We start from the raw sequence: 22536 nt of genomic DNA, 5'->3' as shown, positions 1-22536 counted from the left end.
CCGGACACGGTCATCCTCGCGGAGGCGAACCAGTGGCCCGAGGACGTCGTCGACTACTTCGGTGACTTCGCCAGCGGCGGCGACGAATGCCACATGGCGTTCCACTTCCCCGTCATGCCCGCATCTTCATGGCCGTACGACGGGAATCGCGCTACCCGGTCTCGGAAATCCTCGCCAAGACCCCCGCCATCCCCTCCAACTGCCAATGGGGCATCTTCCTGCGCAACCACGACGAGCTCACCCTCGAAATGGTCACCGACGAGGAACGCGACTACATGTACGCGGAGTACGCCAAGGACCCGCGCATGCGCGCCAACATCGGCATCCGCCGCCGCCTGGCCCCCCTCCTGGACAACGACCGCAACCAGATCGAACTCTTCACCGCCCTGCTGCTCTCCCTGCCCGGCTCCCCGATCCTCTACTACGGCGACGAGATCGGCATGGGCGACAACATCTGGCTCGGCGACCGCGACGCCGTCCGCACCCCCATGCAGTGGACCCCCGACCGCAACGCCGGCTTCTCCTCCTGCGATCCCGGCCGCCTCTATCTGCCCACGATCATGGACCCGGTCTACGGCTACCAGGTCACCAACGTCGAGGCGTCCATGTCCTCGCCGTCGTCGCTGCTGCACTGGACCCGCCGGATGATCGAGATCCGCAAGCAGAACCCGGCGTTCGGCCTGGGCACCTACACCGAACTGCCCTCCTCCAACCCGTCCGTGCTCGCCTACCTCCGCGAGTACAAGGACGACCTGGTGCTGTGCGTGAACAACTTCTCACGCTTCGCCCAGCCCACCGAGCTCGATCTGCGCACCTACGAAGGACGCCATCCCGTCGAACTCATCGGCGGAGTCCGTTTCCCCGCCATCGGTGAACTGCCCTACCTCCTCACCCTCGCGGGCCACGGCTTCTACTGGTTCCGGCTCTCCCGAGTCCTCTCCCGCGCTGCCCGAGGGCGCTGAAGCGCGGGCCGGCGAAAGGACGCGTCACCATGTCGAAGACCGCATCCGCACTGCTCCGGCCGAGTGGTGAAGAGGTCGCCGCCGGCCTCATCACCTCGCTGGCGGGACTGCTGCGCGAGTGGCTGCCGCGGCAGCGCTGGTTCGCCGGCAAGGACCGGCCGGTCACGGAGCTCGCCCTGCTGTCGATGACCGAGCTGTATCCGGGCTGCCTGCATCTGCTCGTGCACACCGGTCAGCCGAGCCACCCCGCGCACGGCGGGGTGCCCGCGCCGGGCGGACCGCCCCCGGCCGGCGACTGCTACCAGCTCCTGCTCGGGGTGCGTGAGCATCCGGTGCCGCGCCTGGCCCGGGCGCTCATCGGACAGGCGCACGAGGGACCGCTCGCCGGTCTGACGGTGTACGACGCGCTGTACGACCCCCGGTCGGCCGAGCTGCTCCTCGAACGGCTGCGGCATCCCGGCTCGGCGGGCCCGCTGCGTTTCGAGGCGGACCCCGGCGCACGGGTACCGGCCGGGTTGGCGCCCAGGCTGCTGGACGCCGAACAGTCCAACTCCTCGCTGGTGTACGGGGACGCGTACATCCTGAAGGTCTTCCGGCGCGTCCAGCCGGGGGTGAACCCCGATCTGGAGGTGCCGGGCGCGCTGGCCGGGCAGGGGTGCGGCCGGGTGCCGGCGCCGGTGGCCTGGTTCCGGACGACCGATCCGTTCCCGGCGACGCTCGGTGTGCTGCAGCCGTTCCTGCCCGACGCGTCGGACGGCTGGACGCTGGCACTCGGCGCGCTCGCCGCCGGACAGGACTTCACGGCACAGGCCCGTGAGCTGGGCCGGGCCACGGCGGAGGTGCATCTGGCGCTGGCCTCGGCCTTCCCCACCGGGGCCCACGACGAGACCGGGCGGACGGCGGCCGCGATGACCGAACGGCTGGACGCCGCCGCACGCTCCGTACCGGCCCTGCGGCCGTACGTCCCCGGGCTGCGCACGGCCTTCCGCGCGCTGCTCGCCTGCGACCCGGGGCCGCCCGCGCAGCGCGTCCACGGCGACCTGCACCTGGGGCAGGTGCTGCGGGCCGGTCCCGACTGGTTCGTCATCGACTTCGAGGGCGAGCCGTCCCGTCCGCTCGCCGAGCGGTGCGGCACGCAGTCGCCGGTGCGGGACATCGCCGGGATGCTGCGCTCCTTCGACTACGCCGCCCGGCAGCGCCGGCCCTGGCGCCCGGAGTGGGCGCGCCGCTGCCGGGAGGAGTACTGCGCGGGCTACGCCGCCCGCGCCGGCTGGGACCCGCGCGAGAAGCACGGTCTGCTGCGCGCCTACGAGACGGACCGGGCGGTGTACGAGGTCCTCTACGAGGCCCGCCACCGTCCCGACTGGCTCCCCGTACCGATGGCGGCGATCGAGCGTCTCGCCGTGAGAGGAGACTGAAGCCGTGGCTCTGCGTGACACCACGCCCCCGAGTCCGCCGGCCCGCCCCGGCGCCGCCCCCGGCTGACCGTGGCCGCCCCTCCCCTGCCCCCGAGGAGCGCGCACGGCTGCTCTCCGGCGCACACCACGATCCGCACTCCGTGCTGGGCGCCCATCCGGTGCCGGGCGGCGGGGTCGCCGTGCGGGCCCTGCGCCCGTACGCCCACGCCGTGAGCGTCGTGATCGCGGGTGAGCGCACCTATCTCGCCTCGGAGGGCGACGGTCTCTTCTCCGTGCTCCTGCCGCTCGACGCCGTGCCCGCGTACACGCTGTTCGTGTCGTACGAGGACGCCGATCACGAGGTGGAGGACCCGTACCGGTTCCTGCCCGCGCTCGGTGAGCTGGACCTGCATCTGATCCGGGAGGGGCGGCACGAGCAGCTGTGGAAGGCGCTCGGGGCCGAGCCCATGACCCACCAGGGCGTCACCGGCACCCGCTTCACCGTCTGGGCACCGAACGCCCGGGGGGTACGGGTGGTCGGGGACTTCGCCTGCTGGGACGGGACGGCGTTCCCGATGAGGTCCCTGGGCTCCTCCGGGGTCTGGGAGCTGTTCCTGCCCGGGGTGGACGAGGACGCCCTCTACAAGTTCGAGATCACCGCGCGCGACGGCCGGCGTCTGCTGAAGGCCGACCCGATGGCCCGCCGCGCGGAGGTGCCCCCCGCGACGGCGTCCGTCGTCCACGCCTCGCGCTACGAGTGGAGTGACGCGGAGTGGATGGCCCGGCGCGGTGACGTCCCGGTGCACGAGGCGCCGTTCTCCGTGTACGAGATCCATCTCCCGTCCTGGCGACCGGGTCTGACGTATCGTCAACTCGCCGATGTGCTGCCCGGGTACGTCTCTGATCTCGGGTTCACCCATGTCGAGTTGATGCCGGTCGCCCAGCACCCGTTCAGCGGCTCCTGGGGCTACCAGGTCACCGGCTTCTACGCCCCGACGGCCCGTCTCGGCACCCCGGACGACTTCAAGTACCTGGTCGACGCCCTGCACCGGGCCGGGGTCGGGGTCATCGTGGACTGGGTGCCCGCCCACTTCCCCAAGGACGACTGGGCGCTCGGCCGCTTCGACGGGGAGCCGCTGTACGAGCCCGGGGACAGCAGGCGGGCGGAGCATCCGGACTGGGGGACGTACGAGTTCGACTTCGGCCGCACCGAGGTGCGCAACTTCCTCGTGGCGAACGCCGTGTACTGGTGCGAGGAGTACCACGTCGACGGGCTGCGGGTGGACGCGGTCGCCTCCATGCTCTACCTCGACTACTCGCGGGAGTCCGGACAGTGGTCGCCCAATGTGTTCGGCGGGCGCGAGGATCTGGGCGCGGTGGCGTTCCTCCAGGAGATGAACGCCACCGTGTACCGGCGGGCGCCCGGTGTGGTGACCATCGCGGAGGAGTCCACGGCCTGGGACGGCGTGACCCGCCCGACCGACAGCGGTGGGCTGGGTTTCGGGCTGAAGTGGAACATGGGGTGGATGCACGACTCGCTGGGCTACATGGAGCACGAACCCGTGCACCGCAAGTACCACCACAACGAGATGTCGTTCTCGATGGTGTACGCGTACAGCGAGAACTACGTCCTGCCCATCTCCCACGACGAGGTCGTGCACGGCAAGCGGGCGTTGGTGTCGAAGATGCCGGGCGACTGGTGGCAGCAGCGCGCCAACCACCGCGCGTACCTGGGCTTCATGTGGGCCCACCCCGGCAAGCAACTCCTCTTCATGGGGCAGGAGTTCGCCCAGGGCGGGGAGTGGGTGGAGGCTCAGGGGCCGGACTGGTGGCTGCTCGATCCGGGGTACGGCGCGGAGGCCGACCACCGGGGGGTGCGGGACCTCGTCCGCGACCTGAACATGACCTACCGCCAGACACCGGCCCTCTGGCAGCGGGACACCGACCCGGCCGGCTTCCAGTGGGTGAGTGCGGACGCCGCCGAGGACAACGTCTTCGCGTTCCTGCGGCTCGCCGCGGACGGGACGCCGCTGCTCGCCGTCTCGAACTTCAGCCCGGTGGTGCGGGAGGACTACCGCCTCGGGGTACCGGACGACGTCGCGGTGTGGCACGAGGTGCTGAACACGGACGCGGTCGTCTACGGGGGCGGCGGGGTCACGCATCCCCGCCCCGTCGAGTCCGAGCCGCACGCCTGGCACGGGCGGCCGGCCAGTGTCCGGCTGACGCTGCCCCCGCTGGCCACGGTGTGGCTCCGCCCCGAGCGGTCCTCCGGCCCCGGGGCGACCGATCAGGATCGGAGAAGCCCGGCGGCGCCGGTGCGCCCTAGCGTGGGGCCTGATCCGGGCGACCGGAGATCACCCCGTAGGAGTGCGACATGACTGCCGGACTGAAGACCGTCATCTACCCCGTCAAGAACCTGGCTCGGGCGAAAGCCCTGTTCAGTGCCCTGCTGCAGGTCGAGCCGTACGCGGACTCGGCGTACTACGTCGGCTTCAAGGACGCGGGGCAGGACGTGGGGCTGGACCCGAACGGCCACGCCAAGGGGATGACGGGACCGGTGCCGTACTGGCACGTCACCGACATCCGCACGAGGTTCGCGGCGCTGCTGGAGGCCGGGGCGCAGACGCTGGAGGACGTCCACGACGTGGGCGGCGGCCGGCTGATCGCCTCGGTGAAGGACGCGGACGGCAATCTGATCGGGCTGGTGGAGGACACGGCGGCCGAGTAGCGCGATGGTTGCGTCTGCACTAGTTGCACGGGCAACGAATGCTTCGCCCTCTGTTACCGTGCACATATGGCAGCGAACACGACCGGTGTCCGGCTCGAGGACCAGTGGCGGGACATCCTGTCCGTGCACGCCCGCACGATGTGCGAGATCGACCGCGTGCTGCATCCGCACGGGCTGGGCGCCAGCGACTTCGAGGTGCTCGACATCCTCGCGTCGGGGATGGCCGCCGCGAGCGCGTCCGGGGACCTGTGCCGGGTGCAGAACATCGCCGAGAAGGTCCACCTCAGCCAGAGTGCGCTGTCCCGGCTGATCGGCCGGCTGGAGAAGGACGGCCTGGTGGAGCGGTCCGTGTGCGCGGAGGACCGGCGGGGTGTGTGGGTGGCCCTGACGGACAAGGGCCGCGAGCTGCACACGGAGGTCCAGCCCCTGCAGCGTGAGGTCCTGGCCCGCATGCTGCGGCAGGACTGACCCGCCCGCGGGGCCGCGGGAACGGTCTGCGGGCCGTCCCCTCGTCCGTCGGGCGAGTTTCCCCCGTGCGGATCAGATCCCTTGACCTCCCAGGAGGGTGCCCACGTCGTGGGCGTCGAGGGTGAGGCCGTGCGGGGAGCCGGCGTCGATGGTGAGGGAGAGGTCGGCGTCGGCGGGCCACTGGGAGGCCAGGGCGCCCAGGGGCACCAGCCGGTAGCGCGACACATAGGGCAGGAGCTCGGCCATCGCGGGCTCCGAGGTGAAGACCGGCACGATCTGCTCGCCGCCGGGCTGCTCCAGCACGGGCAGCGCCACGGCCGTCGGATCGTTGACGGCCGCCTCGTCGGCGTCGTCCGGGACCGGGATCAGCACGTCGGTGTCGGCGAGCGTGTGGAGCGCGGCCGTGTCATGGGTGTCGAAGGCGAGCGCGGTCAGCGCCCGCTGGGCCGGCGAGGCGGCCTGGGGCGGGGTGTGGCCATTGGCGGGTATGTCCATCAGAAGATCCCAGCTGGTAGCGGAAAGGCCGCCCGGGGCGGCGTCCGTCCCGGGCGCTGCGCCCTTCGCGTACCCGACGGCGGGGCGGGCATTCCTCTGCCTGGCCGATGCATACGGGACACGAGGGGCCGCCGGGGTCCGAGGGCCCCGGTCACGACGGGGGTGGTCGCCTCGGAGGCACCCCGGATGTCTCTTCGGGCTGCGGATGCCACTCAGGTAGGGCCCGTCCGCGCCGATCTTCCCGGGGCCGTCGAGGACGTACACTCGCAGACTGCTCTTGCCGGGGCGGCGACGCCGTGTGCAGAGGTCGCGCGGCCGGCGCTCCACCGAAGCGCCTCGGGGACTTCGCCGGCGCCCGAGGCAGGTGAGAATGAACCAGTAGTGGTGACCCGCGCCCACGCGCCCGCCGGGGCCCCGGTCCTAGCGTGGCCGCATGACCATGCAACCCTGGTTTCCCGACGCCAAACTGGGCATCTTCATCCACTACGGCATCTACGCCGTGGACGGCGTGCCGGAGTCCTGGTCCTTCTACTGGGGCGAGGTGACGCACGAGCAGTACATGAAACAGCTCGACGGCTTCACCGCGTCCGCGTACGACCCCACGGCCTGGGCCGAGTTGTTCGCCCGGGTCGGCGCGAGGTACGCGGTGCTCACGGCACGCCACCACGACGGTGTCGCCCTCTGGGACACCGCCCACGGCGACCTGGGCGTCGTCCACCGCACGCCGGCGGGCCGGGACCTGATCACCGGCTATGTCGACGCGCTGCGCGAACGGGGCCTGAAGGTCGGCCTCTACTACTCGCACTCCGACTGGAACCACCCCGACTACGCCAGTGCCCGCCACCCCGAGATCGACCGGTGGACGAACGAGCACCCGGGCGGCAACGACGCCAATCCCTACTCCCACGCCGCCCCCGGCGAGGAGGACCCGGCCGCCTGGGACCGCTACCTCGCCTACCGGGACGGCCAGGTGGGCGAGCTGGTCGAGCGGTTCCGGCCCGACCTGCTGTGGTTCGACGGCGAGTGGGAACGCACCGAACAGCAGTGGCGAGTGCGGGAGTTGGCCGAGCTGATCCTCCGCGAGAACCCGGACACCGTGCTCAACGCGCGCATGCTCTCGTACGGCGACTACGCCACCCCGGAACAGGGCGTGCCGCTCGAAGCGCCCGCAGGGCCCTGGGAGTTGTGTCTGACCATCAACGACTCATGGGGTTTCCAGCACGCGGACCACAACCACAAATCCGTGCGGCAGCTGGTGCGTTACTTCGCCGAGACGATCGGTATGGGCGGCAATCTGCTGCTGGGCGTCGGCCCGAGGGCGGACGGGACGATCCCCGCCGAGCAGGTCGAGCGGCTGGAAGGGCTCGGGGCGTGGATCGGGCGGCACTGCGACGCCGTGTACGGCACGGTCGCCGGGCTGCCCGCCGGGCACCACTACGGTCCGAGCACCCTCTCCGCCGACCGGCGCACCCTGTACCTGATGTGCTTCGACGTACCGCGTGAGTCCGTGGCGGTACGGGGGCTGCGCAATCCGGTCAAGAGGGTCACCGTCCTCGGCGCGGGCACCGAGCTGGACCACCGGGTCGTCGGCGGCCTCGACGCGGTGCCCGGCGTGACATGGATCGACGCGCCCGCCCAGGCCGACCTCGATCCGTACGCGACCGTCCTCGCCGTGGAGTTGGAGGGAGAACTGGACCTCTACCGCGGCTCGGGGCGCGACTGACCGGCGGGGACACGTCGGCGGGGGCGTGTCGGCGGCTACGTACAATCCTCGGGAATCGACCGGAGGTTCGCGTTCATGAACCGCCGGGTCGGCCCGGGACGGGCCCGGGCCCGCTTCGGGGGGGAATCGCATTGCCGTGGGACGTGGCTCCTCCGGTGAGCCGGGAGACCGAGCCGGCCCGCCTCGCCGGCGTACTCGACGCACTCACCGGTGACCTCGGCAAGAGCAGGCTGGTCTCCGAGTTCTGCGCACGGGCGCGGGACAGGGGCATGACGGTGCTGCGCGGCCGGGCGACCGGTCCACACCATGGACCGTTTCGCCCTGCAACGCGCGGCGGCGGCCTTCCTGGCCCGGACAGCGCGCGCGGGCGACGGTCTCGTGGTGGCCCTCGACGACGTGCACTGGGCCGACCCGGCCTCCCTGGAACTCCTCGACCACCTCGTCCGGCATCCGCCGCGGCGCGCCCCCGTGGTGATCGTGGTGGCCCGGCGTGAACGGCAGACCGCGCCCCGGCTCGCGGCCTCCCTCACCCGGGGAGTGGAGGGCGGGACGGTGCTCCGGCTCGAACCGGGCCCCCTGGACCGCGACGCCTGCCTCGCGGGCTTGGCCCCGGCCGCCCGGCCGGTCTCGCCGCCGAGCTGTACACCGCCAGCGAGGGCAACCCGCCGTACTTCCTCGCCCTGCTCCAGGCCGGCAGGCCGACGGGGCTCAGCTCTCTGCTGCTGGACAAACTGACACCCTCACCGACGGCCCGCGCCGGACGGTCCAGGCCGTGGCCGTGCTCGGCGGCCACGCCGCACCCGCTCTGGTGGCGGCCGTCACCGGCCGTCCCGAGCACGAACTCGACGCGGACTTCGGTGAGTTGACCACCCGGGATCTCGCGCGGCCGGGGCCCGACGGCCGTTGGCGCTCCAGCAACCGGTGCTGCGGTCCGTAGTCCACGACAGCATCGATCCCACGCTGCGCACCCGGATGCACCACCTCGCCGCCGTCGAACCGGCCCGGATCGGGGCGCCGGTCAGCGAGCGGGCGCACCACGTGGAGCGGGCGCTGACCGGCTTCGACCCGGATGCCATGGCCGTGCTCACGGAGGCCGCCCGGCCCGCGCCCGCGCCATGTGGGAGCGCGCCGTGCGGCTGAGCGAGGGGACCGGCGCCCACCTGCTGACGGGCCTCGCGGAGGTGATCCGCCCGGCGGTCTTCGTGGAGTCGGCGACGTCGCAGGGCACGGGTGGGGACGCCGGCGCGCCAGCGCGCGACGGGGCGTCCGAGGAGCTGGCCGCGCTGTTCGCGCGGGAGCGGGAGGCGGGAGCGGGAGATCGCCGCCCTCGTCGCGAAGGGCCTGACCAGTCCCGCCATCGCCGAGCGGCTCTTCCTCAGTCCGCGCACGGTCGAGACCCACCTGTCCCGCGTCTACCGCAAGACGGGCGTCACGTCCCGGGCGGCACTGGCGGCCCTCCAGACCCGCGACGAGCTGCGCGAGGGCGGCACCTGAGCCGCGTGGCCCAGAGGGAGGGATGCGATCCGCACCCCTCGGTGCATCTCCTCCGAGCGGGGTGGTTAGCATATGAGCGCCGCCTAGCTCGAAAGATAAACCTGTGACTCGTAACGAGGACTCGTTCACCGCCTGGAAGCACCGCGAGGAGATCGCGGAGTCGATGATCCCGATCATCGGGAAGCTGCACCGCGAGCGGGACGTGACGGTTCTGCTGCACAGCCGCTCCCTGGTGAACAAGTCGGTGGTCAGCATCCTGAAGACCCACCGGTTCGCCCGCCAAATCGCCGGCGTGGAGCTCTCGGTCACCGACACCCTGCCGTTCCTCCAGGCCCTCACCACGCTCGACCTCGGCCCCTCGCAGATCGACATCGGCCTGCTCGCCGAGGCCCACCAGGCCGACGACCGGGGACTGTCGGTCGCGGAGTTCACCGCCGAGGCCGTCGCCGGTGCCACCGGCGCCAACAAGATCGAGGGCGGCGAGGGCCGCGACGTCGTCCTCTACGGCTTCGGTCGCATCGGCCGCCTCGTCGCCCGCCTGCTCATCGAGAAGGCCGGCTCCGGCAACGGCCTGCGGCTGCGGGCCATCGTGGTGCGCGGCGGTGGGGGTCGGGCCGCAGAGGATATCGTCAAGCGCGCCTCACTGCTGCGCCGGGACTCCATCCACGGCCAGTTCCAGGGCACGATCACCGTCGACGAGGCCACCAGCACGATCAACGCCAACGGCAACGAGATCAAGGTGATCTACGCCGGCGACCCGTCCGAGGTCGACTACACCGAGTACGGCATCAAGAACGCCATCCTCATCGACAACACGGGCAAGTGGCGCGACCGCGAGGGCCTGTCGAAGCACCTGCGTCCCGGTATCGACAAGGTCGTGCTGACCGCGCCCGGCAAGGGCGACGTCCCGAACATCGTGCACGGCGTCAACCACCACACGATCAAGCCGGACGAGCAGATCCTGTCCTGCGCGTCCTGCACGACCAACGCGATCGTGCCGCCGCTGAAGGCGATGGACGACGAGTTCGGTGTGCTGCGCGGTCACGTGGAGACCGTCCACTCGTTCACCAACGACCAGAACCTGCTGGACAACTACCACAAGTCGGACCGTCGTGGCCGCTCCGCGCCGCTCAACATGGTCATCACCGAGACGGGTGCCGCCTCGGCCGTCGCCAAGGCGCTGCCCGACCTGAAGGCGCCGATCACCGGCAGCTCGATCCGCGTCCCCGTCCCGGACGTCTCGATCGCGATCCTCAGCCTGCGCCTCGGCCGTGAGACGGACCGCGAGGAGGTCCTCGACTACCTCCGGGGCGTCTCGCTGACCTCGCCGCTCAAGCGCCAGATCGACTTCACCAACGCGCCCGACTCTGTATCCAGCGACTTCATCGGCTCCCGCCACGCCTCGATCGTCGACGCCGGTGCCACCAAGGTCGACGGCGACAACGCGATCCTGTACCTCTGGTACGACAACGAGTTCGGCTACTCCTGCCAGGTCATCCGGGTCGTCCAGCACGTCTCCGGGGTGGAGTACCCGACCTACCCGGCACCGGCGGTCTGATCCACCGGGCCGAGCGCCCTCCCATGTGACACCGACCGCCCGCCGGGGCCTTCCGCCCGGCGGGCGGTTCGCGTTCCACGGAACCCTTCGGAACGTCTTGAATCGGGCTTGGGCCCCTGGTCGGCGCAGGGCACGACGAACGGGCCCTGGAGGTCGGCCCCGCGCATCAGCGGCGGGTCCTCGGGGCCGGGCGTTGACCCCTATGGGCGTGGACATCGTGCGCGAGCAGGGCGGTTACCGCATCGCCGTCGAGCCGTAGAGCCGTCGGTGGTCGACGCGCACCGGTTCCGCGAGCTGACGAGCCTGGCCGCGCCGGCGGGCGCGGACGAGCGGGCGGTGGCGTGCGGGGAGGACGCTCTGGGACTGTGGCGAGGAGAGGCGTTCGCCGGAGCCGACACACCGTGGTTCAACAGCCGACGCGCACTGCCGGACGGGGAACGCCTCCCCGCGCGAATGGACCTGACGGACGTACGGCTCCGTTTCGCCGGCCCGGGGACCTTCAGCCGCACCTTCCGCGACATCGTGGCACCTCGCCGCGGGGGGCGTTGTCAGTGGTGGGCGGCAGGATGGGGGCATGACGACATCAGCTGCAGTGATCGTGGATGCCGCCGCCTACGCACAGGCCGTCGAGGACGCGGTGCGGGCCTCGGCCGCCTACTACACCGGGGGTACGTCGGCGCTGGACGACGACACCTACGACCGGCTCGTGCGCGGCATCGCGGCGTGGGAGGCCGAGCATCCCGATCTGGTCCTGCCCGACTCGCCCACCGGCAAGGTCGCCGGTGGCGCGGTCGAGGGGGACGTGCCCCACACGGTGGCGATGCTGAGCCTGGACAACGTGTTCTCGGGCGAGGAGTTCACCGCGTGGACGGCGTCGCTGGCCCGGCGTATCGGGCACGATGTGGAGCGGTTCAGCGTGGAGCCCAAGCTCGACGGGCTCGCGGTCGCCGCACGCTACACACGGGGCCGGCTCACGCGGTTGATCACCCGGGGCGACGGGACCGCCGGGGAGGACGTCTCGCACGCCATCGGCACGATCGAGGGGCTGCCGGACGAGCTCACCGAGCCGGTCACGGTCGAGGTGCGGGGCGAAGTCCTCATGACCACCGCCCAGTTCGAGCACGCCAACGAGATACGCACCGAGCACGGCGGGCAGCCGTTCGCGAACCCGCGCAACGCCGCGGCGGGCACCCTGCGCGCCAAGGAGCGTGCCTACACCGTGCCGATGACGTTCTTCGGGTACGGGCTGCTGGCGCTGCCGGGCACGGACGCCGCCGACGCCGCCCGGCTGACCGAACTCGCCCACAGCGAGCTGATGTCCCGGGCCGCAGAACTGGGCGTCAACACCACCGCGAGCACGGCCGTGCCCGGTGTCACCGCCGCCTCCGTCGAGGAGGTTCTCGCCCGGGTGACGGAGATCGCCGCGCTGCGGGCCGGGCTGCCCTTCGGGATCGACGGGATCGTCGTCAAGGCCGACCTGGCCGCCGACCAGCGGGCCGCCGGGTCCGGTTCCCGAGCCCCGCGCTGGGCGATCGCCTACAAGCTGCCCGCCGTCGAGAAGATCACGCGGCTGCTGGAGGTGCAGTGGAACGTCGGCCGCACCGGCATCATCGCGCCGCGCGGTGTGCTGGAGCCCGTCGAGATCGACGGCTCCACCATCACGTACGCCACCCTGCACAACCCGGCCGACATCACGCGCCGCGATCTGCGGCTGGGCGACCATGTCATGGTGCACCGCGCCGGTGACGTGATCCCCCGCGTGGAGGCGCCCGTCGCCCATCTGCGCACCGGCGAGGAACAGCCCATCGTGTTCCCCGAGGTGTGCCCCAGATGCGGGTCCGGCATCGACACCGGCGAGCAGCGCTGGCGCTGCGAGAACGGCCGCAACTGCCATCTGGTGGCCTCCCTGTCGTACGCCGTCGGCCGCGACCAGCTCGATGTGGAGGGGCTCGGGCACACCCGGGTCGTCCAGCTCGTCGAGGCGGGCCTGGTGGCCGACCTCGCGGACCTGTTCGCCCTCACCCGGGAGCAGCTCCTCGGGCTGGAGCGCATGGGGGAGACCAGCACCGACAATCTCCTCGCCGCGCTGGAGACTGCCAAGGGGCGGCCGTTGTCGCGGGTGCTGTGCGCGCTGGGGGTGCGGGGCACCGGACGTTCCATGTCCCGCCGTATCGCCCGCCACTTCGCCACCATGGAGAACATCCGGGCCGCGGAAGCCGAGGCGATCCAGCGGGTCGAGGGCATCGGCACCGAGAAGGCCCCGTCGATCGTGGCCGAACTCGCCGAGCTCGCCCCGCTCATCGACAAGCTCGTGGCGGCCGGGGTGAACATGACCGAGCCGGGCGCCACACCTCCCGCGCCGGCCGGCGAGGACTCCCCCGACGCCGAGAACTCCGCCGCCGAGGAGGGCGCCGGGGCCGCGGGCGGGCCGCTCGCCGGGATGGCCGTGGTGGTCACGGGCGCGATGACCGGCGTCCTGGAGAAGCTCAGCCGCAACCAGATGAACGAACTCGTCGAACGCGCCGGGGGACGCGCCTCCTCCAGCGTCTCCAAGAGGACGTCCCTGGTCGTCGCGGGAGAGAACGCCGGCTCCAAGCGTGCCAAGGCCGAGGCCCTCGGCATCCGCCTGGCCGGCCCGGACGAGTTCGCCGCGCTGGTGGCCGACTTCCTGGACTGACCGTTCGTGGCGCCGCGGTGAGCGGCGTCGCGCGGCGGGGCCTCGGGGTGGCTCGGCGAGCGGTGCCCGTGGCGGCCACCGGCCGTGCGTCTCACAGCCGAAGGATCACGAGGGCAGTGTCGTCGGTGGCGCGGCCGTGGTGGAGGAGGTCGAGGAGCAGGGCGTCGGCGAGAAGCTCGGGGGCGGAGCGGCGATGGCGGGTGAGCGCCTCGGCGAGGCGGCCGAGGCCGGCGTAGATGTCCTCGTCACGGCGTTCGATCAGACCGTCCGTGTAGAGGACCAGGGTGTCGCCCTCGCTGAAGTCCAGGGTGGCCTCGGGCGGGTGTGCTCGGGCGGGCGCCGAGCGGCGGGTCGGTGGCCCCGTCGAGGAAGACGACCGTGCCGTCACGGCACAGCAGGGCGGGTGGCAGATGGCCCGCGCTGCTGTAGGTGATGGTGTGGGTGTCCCAGTCGACGCAGGTCTGCACGACAGTGGTGTTCTCGGCGCCGTCGACGGAGCGGGCGTACAGGCCGAGCGCGTCCAGCGCCTGGGCGGGACCGTCGGCCACCAGGGACGCGGCGCTCAGCGCGCTGCGGAGCTTGCCCATGACACAGGCGGCGGCCAGACCGTGACCGACCACGTCACCGACGGCGATCCCGACACGGTCGACGCCGGACAGGTCGACCAGGTCGTACCAGTCGCCGCACACGTTCAGGGCGTCCGTCGCCGGCTGGTAGCGGACGGCCGCCCGATGGTTCCCGATCGGGTCGGGCGCGGGCAGCATCGCCTTCTGCAGGGCGAGCGCGACGTCCCGTTCGTGGGCGTGTGCCTCGCGCAGCCGTTCGTTGACCTCCTGCAGCTCCCGCGCGCGGGTGTAGAGCTCGGCCTCCATGACGCGGGCCCGGTCGCCGGGGGCGCGCTCGCGGGCGCGGATCAGCTCGGTGACCTCCTCCACCTTGTGGATCAGCAGCACCACCTTCCCGTCGGAGCCGAGCACCGGCGCGTTCACGGGGCTCCAGTACCGCTCCTCCCACTCCCCCGGCCGCTCCACCGACTCCACGTCGTAGCGCTGCAACGCCATCGAGTCCCTCTCGCCGGTCTCCACCACGCGGTTGAGCGAGGCCGCCAGATTCCGCATCCCGCTCGCGGACGGGTCACGGGGATTGTCGGGGAAGACGTCGAAGAGGTACCGGTTCACCACCTGCTCGCGGGTGCGCCCCGACATCCGCAGAAACTCCTCGTTCGCGTCCGCGTACACCAGCTCGGGTGTCAGCAGCGCCACCATGCCCGGCAATGCCTGGAACACCGCCGCGTAGTCGATCGCCGTATCCGCCATGGTCGCCGCCTCAGCGTCCGTCGCCAGCCTGTGATCTCCACCATAGGAGCCGAGAGCCGCGTGGGCGCGGTTCTCGTTCCAGGAGAACCGCGCGGTCACGCACGGTTGCAGGAGCGACGACACAGTGTCGCGGGCGCGAGAGGGGCCGCCGGAGGTCGTCAGCGGGCGGTGCGCGGGAGGAAGCCGCGCATCGAGCCCATGCCGTACGTGTCCTCGTGGCCGGACAGCTCGGCGGCCTCCCGCAGGAGGGGACCGATGTCGATCCCCACGCGCCGGACCCCCTCGGGGGTGGGCCCGTCGGGCAGGTGCACGCCCCAGCGGAACGCGGTGTGGTGCGGCCGCGGGGCGGCGTCCACCCGGGCGGCCCGCGCTCAGCATGGCTGGCGCCACACCCCCAGCTCCAGTCGTTTGACCATGGACGAGAGCCCGAGCCGGCGGGACTCCGCGCAGAAGCGGCTCCTGGGTTCGGTGTACTCGACGTGGAAAACCGCCTTCCCGGCCTCGATGAAGGGCGAGAGCCGCGCGCATTCGTCGTACTGGGCGCACTCCTCGTTGACCGCGAAGTCGAAGTCGGCCAGCAGCTGGGGTATCTGGGGCAGGTCGTTCTTCAGGCCCACCGCCAGGCCGCGCTCGTGGGCGATGTCGGCGATCATGCGGTTGTAGGTCAGCTGGTCGCGCGCGGTGAGGGGGAAGCCGGTGTCGTCGCCGTAGCCTTCCATCAGGTCGGGCTCCACCGCGTCGAAGCCCTTGTCCCGGCACATGTCGAAGCGGCGTTCCATGAGGGGCCGCAGGACGTCCACCTGCCGTATGTCCAGCCAGCGTTCGCCCGCCCAGCCGTTCTCCTCGCCGAGCAGCGAGCGCGGGAAGGCGTCCTTGTCGGGCCGGAAGTCCTCCCAGGCGCCGACGTTGATGTAGCAGATGACCTTGCGGCCGTCCCGGTGCAGCCGGGCCACGTCGGCGGCGGAGTTCTCGAAGCCGTCGATGTCGTAGACGGGGACGTCCGCCGAGGGGTCGACCCTGCCGTCCAGCTGCCACTGCCAGGCGAGACCGGGGCGGGGTTTCCAGCGCGGCCCGGACGTGGATTCGTTGTCCGGCTCGGAGTCGCCGCAGCCCGCCAGGGTCGAGGCCACCAGGGCGGCCAGCAGCGCCGCGTACGCGAACGTCGGCCTCCTCATCGGTCCGTCCCGGTGAGGGCGGGCGTCAACTGGGCCCAGGGGTTGGGTGGTTCCCCGGTCACCGGGCCGCAGACGGCGGCGCCCCGGTCGTGCGCGGTGCGCACGGCGAGCGGGACGAGGGCCTCGGGTACGCCGTAGACGAGGTGGCAGAGCCGCTCGGGCGGGTGGCGGGCGGCCCAGGCGGGCCGGCTGAACGCCGACACGTACGTCGACCAGTGTCCCTCGAAGGTGACGGTCAGGTCGGCGAGGCGGGCGTAGCCCGGGGCCGGGTGGACGCCGGGGTTGAGGACGACGGTGGTGGCGCCGAGCCGGCGGACGGCCCGGACGAGCCTGCGGCAGGCGGGCAGGCCGTCCGGGGTGGCCGTCACCTGGTCGAGGAAGCAGCCGTCGGCCGCGTACCACTCCCGGTGACGGCGTACGTCGTCGGCGATCTCGGCGCGGTCGCGCACCCCGTAGTCGGTGTCGACGTAGCCGAGCAGCCGGGCCCCGGCCGCGCGCAGCGCCCCGGCCGCCGCGGTGAAGGCGGGGTCGGGGACGTCGCCGGGACCGTTGGCGGGGTTGAGGACGACGGCGTAGGTGCGGGGCGCCGCCGTGATCAGACGGTGCCAGGCACCCGGGTCCTCGGCCGGGTGCACGTAGAGCGGGATCAGCAGACTCACGACGTACGGTCACCTTTCCCGCCGCCGCCGTTGTCTTCCCGTCCGCTCTCCCACAGCGTGGTGAGCGCGTCGTCCAGGCTGTGCAGGGGCCGCCAGCCGAGCGCCGCCTCGGCGGCGGTGATGTCGGAGCACTGCCACGACACGTCCGCCGACCGGAGGGAACCGGCCGTCGACGCCGGGACGGCAGCCCCAGGGACCGTCACCACCCCGGCCTCGGCGGGCGTCGCAGGGGAGGAGGGACCGGCCCCACCCCTACCCGGCCCCGCGGCACCCACCGCCCTCGTGCGGCCGCGCGCCCCGCGCCCGGCGCGTTCTCCTCGATGCGGCCGCGGAAGCCGCCTTGGCCGCCAGGCCCCGGACCACCTCGCGGGCCGGGACGGCCCTGCCTCCGCCGATGTTGAGGATGCGGGGCAGCGGACCGGGAGCCGTGGCCGCGAGGACGACCGCCCGGGTGACGTCGCGTACGTCGACGAAGTCGCGGTACGCGGAGAGGTCGCCCAGGGGCAGGACCGCGTCGGGGTCGGGGCCTACCGTGCGGAGGAGCGTGGCGATGCGGCCGGGGAGGCCGGTCGGGGTGCGCCGGGGCCGACCGGGTTGCCGACGCGCAGCACCACCGCGTCCAGGCCGGAGGCGGTGACGGCGACCGTGCCCGCGAGCTTGGTAGCGCCGTAGGGGGCGACCGGACGGGTGGCCGCCGACTCCGTGACCCGGATGTCCGGGACGCCGGGCCCGTACTCGGCGGCCGAGCCCAGGTGCACCAGCCGGGCGCCCGGGGCGGCTTCGCGGAGCGCGGCGCACAGGACGGCGGGGCCACGGGCGTTGACCTCGGCGAGGGTCACGGGATCGCCGCCGGTCGCACCCGCGCAGTTGACCACGGTGTCGGGTGCGGCCGAGGCCAGGATCTTCGCCAGTTCCGGTGGGCCGATGGTGGCGAGGTCCACGGTGTGGTCGGCGGTGGGCCCACGTCCCCCGCCGAGGACCAGCGCGCCCGGCAGGCCGCGCAGCCCCTCGACGACATGGGTGCCCAGATAGCCGGTGAAACCCAGGACGAGAATGCGCATGTGGTGCTCAGGCTCCCTTGAGCAGAAGCGACTTGCGGGTGGTGAACTCGGCGTTGGCCCGGTCGTAGTCGTCCGGTCGGCCTATGTCCAGCCAGTATCCGTCGAAGTCGTAGGCGTGCGGCTGGTTCTGAGTCCTTATCAGATCCAGGACCAACTCGTCGAAGCCCAGCGGCAGTCCGGGGGTGTAGCCCTCCAGGGTGGAGCGGGAGACGCCGTAGACGCCCATGGAGACGCGGTAGTCCATGCTCGGCTTCTCGGTGAAGGCGACGACCTTGCTGTCGTCGGTGGTCAGGACACCGAAGTCGATGTGGACCTCGCGGGTGTAGGTGGCGATGGTGAGCGGCGCCCCGGAATCCCGGTGCCGGCGCAGGACGTCGGCGTAGTCGAGGTCGGTGAGGATGTCACCGTTCATCACGAGGAACGACTCGGGCAGCTTCTCGCGCAGGTTGAGCAGCGGGCCCATGGTGCCCAGCGGGCTCTCCTCGGGGGCGTAGTCGACGGTCAGGCCCCACTGGGAGCCGTCGCCGACGTAGGCACGGATGATCTCGCCGAGGTGGCCGATGGCGATGGTGACATGGGTGAAGCCGGCCGTGCAGAGCTGGCGAAGCACGATCTCCAGGATGGCGTGCTGGTCGCCGATGGGGACGAGCGGCTTCGGCAGCGCGGTCGTGTAGGGCCGCAGCCGGACGCCCTTGCCTCCCGCCAGGATCACTGCGTGCATGGTGCTCCTCCTTCATGCTTCGTGCCGTGCGTGGACGGGAGTCAGATGTTGTAGATGCCGGTCTTGTAGCGGGCGAGGTTGGTCGGGTCGCGGAAGAACTCCACGGTGTGCGCGAGGCCTTCCTCCAGGGTGTGGGCGGGCTGCCAGCCGGTGGCGGCGGTCAGCCGGGTCGCGTCGGCGACGAGCCGCATGACCTCGGAGTTCGCGGGCCGGATGCGTGCCTCGTCCTCGCGGACGTCGAGTTCGCGGTCCATGACCTTGCCGATCAGCGCGACGAGGTCGCCGACGGAGATCTCGCCCCCGGTGCCGGCGTTGAAGGTGCGGCCCACGACCTTGTCGGCGGGAGCGGTGCCGACGGTCAGGAACGCCTGGGCGGTGTCCTTGACGAAGGTGAAGTCCCGGGTGGGGCGCAGATCGCCGAGGGTGATGGTGCGCTCCCCCGCCGCGACCTGCCCGATCACCGTGGGGATCACCGCGCGCATCGACTGGCGGGGTCCGAAGGTGTTGAAGGGTCTCAGGGTGACGACCGGGGTGTCGAAGCTCGCGTGGTAGCTGTCGGTGAGTCGGTCCCCGCCGGCCTTCGAGGCGGCGTACGGGGACTGGGTGTTGATGGGGTGGTCCTCGGTGATCGGCACGGTCCGCGCGGTGCCGTAGGTCTCGCTGGTGGAGGTGTGCACCAGGCGGGGTGTGCCGAGGGTTCTGACGGCCTCCAGGACGTTGAGGGTGCCGGTGACGTTGGTGTCCACATAGCTGTGCGGCGCCTGGTAGGAGTACGGGATCGCGATGAGGGCGGCCAGGTGGTACGCGGTGTCGGCGCCGTCGAGGAGGCCGCGGACGGAGCCGGGGTCGCGGACGTCGCCGAGGACGATCTCGACCTGGTCGAGGACGTCCGGGTGCAGGGTCTCCAGCCAGCCGTAGGAGGAGAAGGAGTTGTACTGGGCCATGGCCCGGACCCGGTGTCCGGAGGCGACGAGCGCCTCGGTCAGGTGCGAGCCGATGAAGCCCTCGGCTCCGGTGACGGCGGCGAGCGGTGCGGAGGTCAACTGGTGTGTCCTTCCGGTCGGTCGGTTGTGTGGGGGTGGCACGTGAGGGGGGTGCGGTGGTCGTGGTGAGCACGGGGCTCAGGCGTGCGGCGCGGGTCGGCCGAGCAGCCGCAGCGCGCACGCCGACAGACAGAGCGCGGCGGCGGCGCAGCACAGGGGCAGCGCCAGGTCGCCCGGTGGCAGGCGCAGCAGGGTGACCGTCCCGGCGGCGCCGGCCGCCGCGAGACAGATGGCGGCCGACGGCCAGGCCGCCCCGAAGGCCTGCAGCAGCAGCGCGGTCCACAGGACGGCGGCGAGCAGCAGGAGCGGGACGGGGTCGGCGTCGGTGAGCAGGGCCGCGGGCAGCAGCGGCAGCAGGTACGCGAGCAGGCAGAGGCCGAGGATGCCGGCCGAGCGCAGCAGGAACCCGGCGGGGGTCGCGACGGCGCGCAGCGCGGAGACGGACAGTCCCCGGTAGCGGTGGAGCAGCCATTCCGCGGGGCCCATGCTCACCGTCAGCACGATCACCGCGTACGGCTCCTGCCGGCCCTCCAGCAGCACGAGGACACCGGCGGCCAGTCCGAAGAGGCCGTACGGCAGGGACCACAGCGGGCGGGAGCGGCCGGCGTCCGGGACGGCCGGGGCGGCGAGGGTGGTCCGCAGGGTCAGGGCGGTGACGGCGAGGGTGGCGAGCAGCGCGAGGAGCGGCAGTACGCCGCGGAGCCACGGTCCCGGTTCCCACCAGGGCAGGACGGCGGCACCGGCGATCAACGGGCTGAGAGCGGCGAGGAGTTGACGTTCCCGCCCCAGGACCAGCAGGACGCCGGCCGCCGCGAGGTACGCGGACTGCGCGGCGGCCACCAGGGTCACCGGGCCGCCCTCGGCGGGCAGCGCGGCGACCGCCGTGGCGAACAGTGCTCCGACGGGCGCGCCGGTCATGAGCGTACGGCCCGCCTCACGCGGCCCGGTCGCCATCCGCAGATGGGCGCGGTGGCCGAGGGCCTGGCCCCAGGCCCAGGAGACAAGTCCCGCCACGATGAGTGCCGGGGCGTGTGCGCCGGGGTTCCACAGCGGGGCGGTCAGCAGATAGGCGAGGCCGGGCAGGGCGAAGAGGACACCCCGCAGCAGGCAGCGCACGGTGTCCGGGCGCCAGGGGTCGACGCCAGGCGCGGGTTCGGGGAACGTCCTCGGCACCCGTTCGTACAGGGCCGAGGCCAGCGAGAACAGGTTCGGGTGGCCGTAGCGTTCCTTGATGAGGGAGGCGGACAGGCCCTCCGCCTCCAGGATGGCGGCCACCTCGTACGGGTGGACGGCGGGGCCGACGCGGTCGGCCAGTTCGGCGGCGAGCGCGTTGACCGCGTCCTCGTCCGGGCCCTGGTACGGGAGCCGGATGGTGAGGGTGGTGTCGTCGCCGAGGGCCCAGCTGGGGCGGCGGCGCGGGCGGCGCCGGTCGGCCAGCCGGATGGCGAGGGTGTCCTGTTCGACGCCGCCGGGTTCGAGTGACAGGGGGCCGCTCATCCGGCCACCGTGCTGATCGGGGCGGGCGTCGGCGCCGGGATGTCGACGGTCGTCGATCGCCTTTCCAGGGTGGGCAGTTCGAGGTAGATGGAGCGGAAGGTGTCGATGGTCCGGCGGAGGGTGAACTGCTCGATCACCCGGAGCCGGGCCGCCTCCCCCATGGCCCGGCGGCGTGCCGGGTCGCCCAGCAGTTCCAACGCGGCCTTCGCCATCGTCTCCGGGTCGCGCGGTGGCACCACGAGCCCGGTGTCGCCGACGGCCTCGCGCACACCGCCCACGTCGGTGGAGACGGTGGCCCGCCCGCAGGACATGGCCTCGATGAGGGTGAACGGGAAGCCTTCGCTGATGCTGGAGAGCATGACGACGTTGCCTGCGGCGTAGGCGTCCTTGATGTCGTCGACGCGGCCCTCGAAGGTGACGGCGTCGCCGTGGCCCAGCTCGGCGGCGAGGGCCTCGCAGCGCTCCCGGTAGGCCTCGCCGCCGCGTGGTGTCCCGCCGAACAACCGCAGCCGCGCGTCCGGGAGTTCCGCCCTGACGAGGGCGAACGCCCGGATGAGCGTCTCCAGGTCCTTGATGGGGTCGACGCGGCCCGCCCAGCTGAGGGTGAGCGTCTCCGGTTCGGGCCCGGCGGGTGGGAACGCGGCGGGGTCGACGCCGTTGTAGACGGTGCGGATCGAGTCGGGGTCGGCGCCGCCCTGTTCCTCCCAGAGCCGGTTGTAGCGGTTGCCCGGGGTGATCAGGGCCGCCCGCCGGTAGGTCTCCTCGGCGAGGAGGCGGAAGAAGCCCAGGACGACGGCCTTCACGGGCCAGCGGTAGGGGGCGGTGCGGTAGCCGAGGTAGCGCTCGCGCAGATAGACGCCGTGTTCGGTCAGCAGCAGGGGGACGCCGTGCCGTTCGAGGGCGGCGAGGCCCGGCAGGACGGCGACACCACCGCTGACCGCGTGCGCGACGCCGGTCTCGGGAGCCGGTGCGGCGAGCGGGCGCAGGGCGTGTTCGAGCAGGGAGGTCGCGGTGAGCGCGTCGTGCAGCGTGGGGCGGGCCTCGCGGACGGCAAGGCCGGGGCGGTTCCAGACGGCGGTCAGCTGGGCGATGGCCCGGTCCGAGCGCAGGTAGGGGCTGAGTGCGCCGTCCCCGGCTGCCCGGGCCAGCTCGTACAGGGCGGGCGCGAAGCCGTCCTCGGCCCCCGGGTCGAGCAGGGCGGTGAGGAACCGCTCATAGGCGCCGGCGAGCCGGTGACGGGCACGGCCCTGGGGCGCGCGGCCCTCGGGCGGGTCGCCCCACATGGGGACCGACAGCACACGGGCGACGTGTGCGGGCAGGTCCCAGACGAGGGGTTCGCGTCCGGTGCCGGTGACGGCGATGACGTCGAAGTCGAGGTCCGGCATGCCCTGGACCAGTTGGTCGCACCAGACGCTGACGCCGCCGTGGCTGTGGGGATAGGTGCCTTCGGTGAGGAGGGTGACGCGCGCCGCGCCGAGTCGGCGCGCGTCGTGGGGAACGGGCATCGGTGTGCTCCACGGCCGTGGTGTGGGGTGGTTCCTGCCGGTCCCGGCCGGTGCAGT

The 22536-nt window shown here is 72.3% G+C and carries 19 protein-coding genes and 3 pseudogenes; 12 read left to right on the top strand and 10 right to left on the bottom strand.

Features of this window, described 5'->3' with window-relative positions:
• The 5 genes and pseudogenes from E4N62_RS22330 to E4N62_RS22310 all read left to right on the top strand — a co-directional run.
• Positions 1 to 962, top strand: a pseudogene (locus E4N62_RS22330) (alpha-glucosidase C-terminal domain-containing protein); the annotation flags it as partial.
• 29 nt (positions 963 to 991) lie between these two features.
• Positions 992 to 2380, top strand: coding sequence for a maltokinase (locus E4N62_RS22325; protein ID WP_230217024.1), 1389 nt, complete (start codon positions 992 to 994; stop codon positions 2378 to 2380).
• A 14-nt stretch (positions 2381 to 2394) separates the two neighbouring features.
• Positions 2395 to 4737 (top strand): 1,4-alpha-glucan branching enzyme, encoded by a 2343-nt coding sequence (gene glgB / locus E4N62_RS22320; protein ID WP_374117031.1) that lies wholly within the window; start codon positions 2395 to 2397, stop codon positions 4735 to 4737.
• The gene (locus E4N62_RS22315; RefSeq protein ID WP_230217022.1) at positions 4734 to 5087 is read left to right on the top strand and encodes a VOC family protein; all 354 of its coding nucleotides are present in this window, start codon (positions 4734 to 4736) and stop codon (positions 5085 to 5087) included. Before glgB ends, E4N62_RS22315 begins: the two co-directional genes overlap by 4 nt.
• Positions 5088 to 5153: 66 nt before the next feature.
• Positions 5154 to 5555 carry a MarR family winged helix-turn-helix transcriptional regulator gene (locus E4N62_RS22310; RefSeq protein WP_184898178.1) on the top strand — a complete coding sequence of 134 codons (402 nt, stop codon included), beginning with the start codon at positions 5154 to 5156 and terminating at the stop codon, positions 5553 to 5555.
• Positions 5556 to 5627: 72 nt separating this feature from the next.
• Here the strand turns inward: E4N62_RS22310 and E4N62_RS22305 are convergent, their stop codons facing one another.
• Positions 5628 to 6050: an SseB family protein gene (locus tag E4N62_RS22305; protein WP_184898176.1), complete on the bottom strand. Its 423-nt coding sequence runs from the start codon at positions 6048 to 6050 to the stop codon at positions 5628 to 5630.
• Between the two features lie 433 nt (positions 6051 to 6483).
• Here E4N62_RS22305 and E4N62_RS22300 point away from each other — a divergent pair, with 433 nt between their 5' ends.
• The 7 genes from E4N62_RS22300 (at position 6484) to ligA (ending at position 13502) form a co-directional block, all read left to right on the top strand.
• Positions 6484 to 7773 carry an alpha-L-fucosidase gene (locus E4N62_RS22300; RefSeq protein ID WP_230217020.1) on the top strand — a complete coding sequence of 430 codons (1290 nt, stop codon included), beginning with the start codon at positions 6484 to 6486 and terminating at the stop codon, positions 7771 to 7773.
• Between the two features lie 306 nt (positions 7774 to 8079).
• Entirely contained in the window at positions 8080 to 8508 is a 429-nt protein-coding gene (locus tag E4N62_RS22295) for an ATP-binding protein (RefSeq protein WP_230217018.1), read from the top strand.
• Between the two features lie 37 nt (positions 8509 to 8545).
• Complete coding sequence (locus E4N62_RS22290) at positions 8546 to 8710, top strand: hypothetical protein (RefSeq protein WP_230217000.1); 165 nt, start codon at positions 8546 to 8548, stop codon at positions 8708 to 8710.
• Positions 8695 to 8913: a hypothetical protein gene (locus E4N62_RS22285; protein ID WP_230216998.1), complete on the top strand. Its 219-nt coding sequence runs from the start codon at positions 8695 to 8697 to the stop codon at positions 8911 to 8913. Before E4N62_RS22290 ends, E4N62_RS22285 begins: the two co-directional genes overlap by 16 nt.
• 90 nt (positions 8914 to 9003) lie before the next feature.
• Positions 9004 to 9267, top strand: coding sequence for a helix-turn-helix transcriptional regulator (locus E4N62_RS22280; RefSeq protein ID WP_308185399.1), 264 nt, complete (start codon positions 9004 to 9006; stop codon positions 9265 to 9267).
• 103 nt (positions 9268 to 9370) lie between these two features.
• Positions 9371 to 10825: a glyceraldehyde-3-phosphate dehydrogenase gene (locus E4N62_RS22275; RefSeq protein ID WP_230216996.1), complete on the top strand. Its 1455-nt coding sequence runs from the start codon at positions 9371 to 9373 to the stop codon at positions 10823 to 10825.
• Positions 10826 to 11399: 574 nt separating this feature from the next.
• Entirely contained in the window at positions 11400 to 13502 is a 2103-nt protein-coding gene (gene ligA / locus E4N62_RS22270) for an NAD-dependent DNA ligase LigA (RefSeq protein ID WP_230216994.1), read from the top strand.
• Between the two features lie 91 nt (positions 13503 to 13593).
• Here ligA and E4N62_RS22265 read toward each other — a convergent pair.
• The 9 genes and pseudogenes from E4N62_RS22265 to pelF form a co-directional block, all read right to left on the bottom strand.
• Positions 13594 to 14818: pseudogene (locus E4N62_RS22265) on the bottom strand (PP2C family protein-serine/threonine phosphatase).
• Positions 14819 to 14976: 158 nt separating this feature from the next.
• On the bottom strand, positions 14977 to 15174 hold the full coding sequence (locus E4N62_RS22260; RefSeq protein WP_230216992.1) for a hypothetical protein: 198 nt from the start codon (positions 15172 to 15174) through the stop codon (positions 14977 to 14979).
• A gap of 15 nt (positions 15175 to 15189) precedes the next feature.
• Positions 15190 to 15993, bottom strand: a complete 804-nt coding sequence (locus E4N62_RS22255) for an endo alpha-1,4 polygalactosaminidase (RefSeq protein WP_230216990.1) — start codon at positions 15991 to 15993, stop codon at positions 15190 to 15192.
• Positions 15990 to 16652, bottom strand: a complete 663-nt coding sequence (locus E4N62_RS22250) for a spherulation-specific family 4 protein (RefSeq protein WP_230216988.1) — start codon at positions 16650 to 16652, stop codon at positions 15990 to 15992. Before E4N62_RS22250 ends, E4N62_RS22255 begins: the two co-directional genes overlap by 4 nt.
• Positions 16649 to 17713 (bottom strand): annotated as a pseudogene (locus tag E4N62_RS22240) (NAD-dependent epimerase/dehydratase family protein). The gene E4N62_RS22250 and the pseudogene E4N62_RS22240 overlap by 4 nt, the downstream one beginning before the upstream one ends.
• Positions 17714 to 17720: 7 nt before the next feature.
• Positions 17721 to 18434, bottom strand: coding sequence for a sugar phosphate nucleotidyltransferase (locus tag E4N62_RS22235; RefSeq protein ID WP_230216984.1), 714 nt, complete (start codon positions 18432 to 18434; stop codon positions 17721 to 17723).
• A gap of 41 nt (positions 18435 to 18475) precedes the next feature.
• Complete coding sequence (locus tag E4N62_RS22230; protein ID WP_230216982.1) at positions 18476 to 19477, bottom strand: GDP-mannose 4,6-dehydratase; 1002 nt, start codon at positions 19475 to 19477, stop codon at positions 18476 to 18478.
• Between the two features lie 78 nt (positions 19478 to 19555).
• A complete protein-coding gene (locus tag E4N62_RS22225; RefSeq protein WP_230216980.1) occupies positions 19556 to 20974 on the bottom strand; it encodes a hypothetical protein in 1419 nt (472 codons plus the stop codon).
• Positions 20971 to 22479: a GT4 family glycosyltransferase PelF gene (gene pelF / locus E4N62_RS22220; protein ID WP_230216978.1), complete on the bottom strand. Its 1509-nt coding sequence runs from the start codon at positions 22477 to 22479 to the stop codon at positions 20971 to 20973. Before pelF ends, E4N62_RS22225 begins: the two co-directional genes overlap by 4 nt.
• Between the last annotated feature and the right edge of the window lie 57 nt (positions 22480 to 22536).

This window comes from Streptomyces sp. MNU76 (assembly GCF_020982545.1).
GTDB lineage: Bacteria > Actinomycetota > Actinomycetes > Streptomycetales > Streptomycetaceae > Streptomyces.
Note: the sequence above shows the minus strand (reverse complement) of the source record. Positions and strands in the feature narration are given on the sequence as shown.

Excerpts from the sequence above, each read along its gene's own strand:
- E4N62_RS22325 (WP_230217024.1), top strand. The coding sequence starts at position 992 with ATGTCGAAGACCGCATCCGCACTGCTCCGGCCGAGTGGTGAAGAGGTC.
- E4N62_RS22315 (WP_230217022.1), top strand. The coding sequence starts at position 4,734 with ATGACTGCCGGACTGAAGACCGTCATCTACCCCGTCAAGAACCTGGCT.
- E4N62_RS22310 (WP_184898178.1), top strand. The coding sequence starts at position 5,154 with ATGGCAGCGAACACGACCGGTGTCCGGCTCGAGGACCAGTGGCGGGAC.
- E4N62_RS22305 (WP_184898176.1), bottom strand. The coding sequence starts at position 6,050 with ATGGACATACCCGCCAATGGCCACACCCCGCCCCAGGCCGCCTCGCCG.
- E4N62_RS22300 (WP_230217020.1), top strand. The coding sequence starts at position 6,484 with ATGACCATGCAACCCTGGTTTCCCGACGCCAAACTGGGCATCTTCATC.
- E4N62_RS22295 (WP_230217018.1), top strand. The coding sequence starts at position 8,080 with ATGGACCGTTTCGCCCTGCAACGCGCGGCGGCGGCCTTCCTGGCCCGG.
- ligA (WP_230216994.1), top strand. The coding sequence starts at position 11,400 with ATGACGACATCAGCTGCAGTGATCGTGGATGCCGCCGCCTACGCACAG.
- E4N62_RS22255 (WP_230216990.1), bottom strand. The coding sequence starts at position 15,993 with ATGAGGAGGCCGACGTTCGCGTACGCGGCGCTGCTGGCCGCCCTGGTG.
- E4N62_RS22235 (WP_230216984.1), bottom strand. The coding sequence starts at position 18,434 with ATGCACGCAGTGATCCTGGCGGGAGGCAAGGGCGTCCGGCTGCGGCCC.
- E4N62_RS22225 (WP_230216980.1), bottom strand. The coding sequence starts at position 20,974 with ATGAGCGGCCCCCTGTCACTCGAACCCGGCGGCGTCGAACAGGACACC.
- pelF (WP_230216978.1), bottom strand. The coding sequence starts at position 22,479 with ATGCCCGTTCCCCACGACGCGCGCCGACTCGGCGCGGCGCGCGTCACC.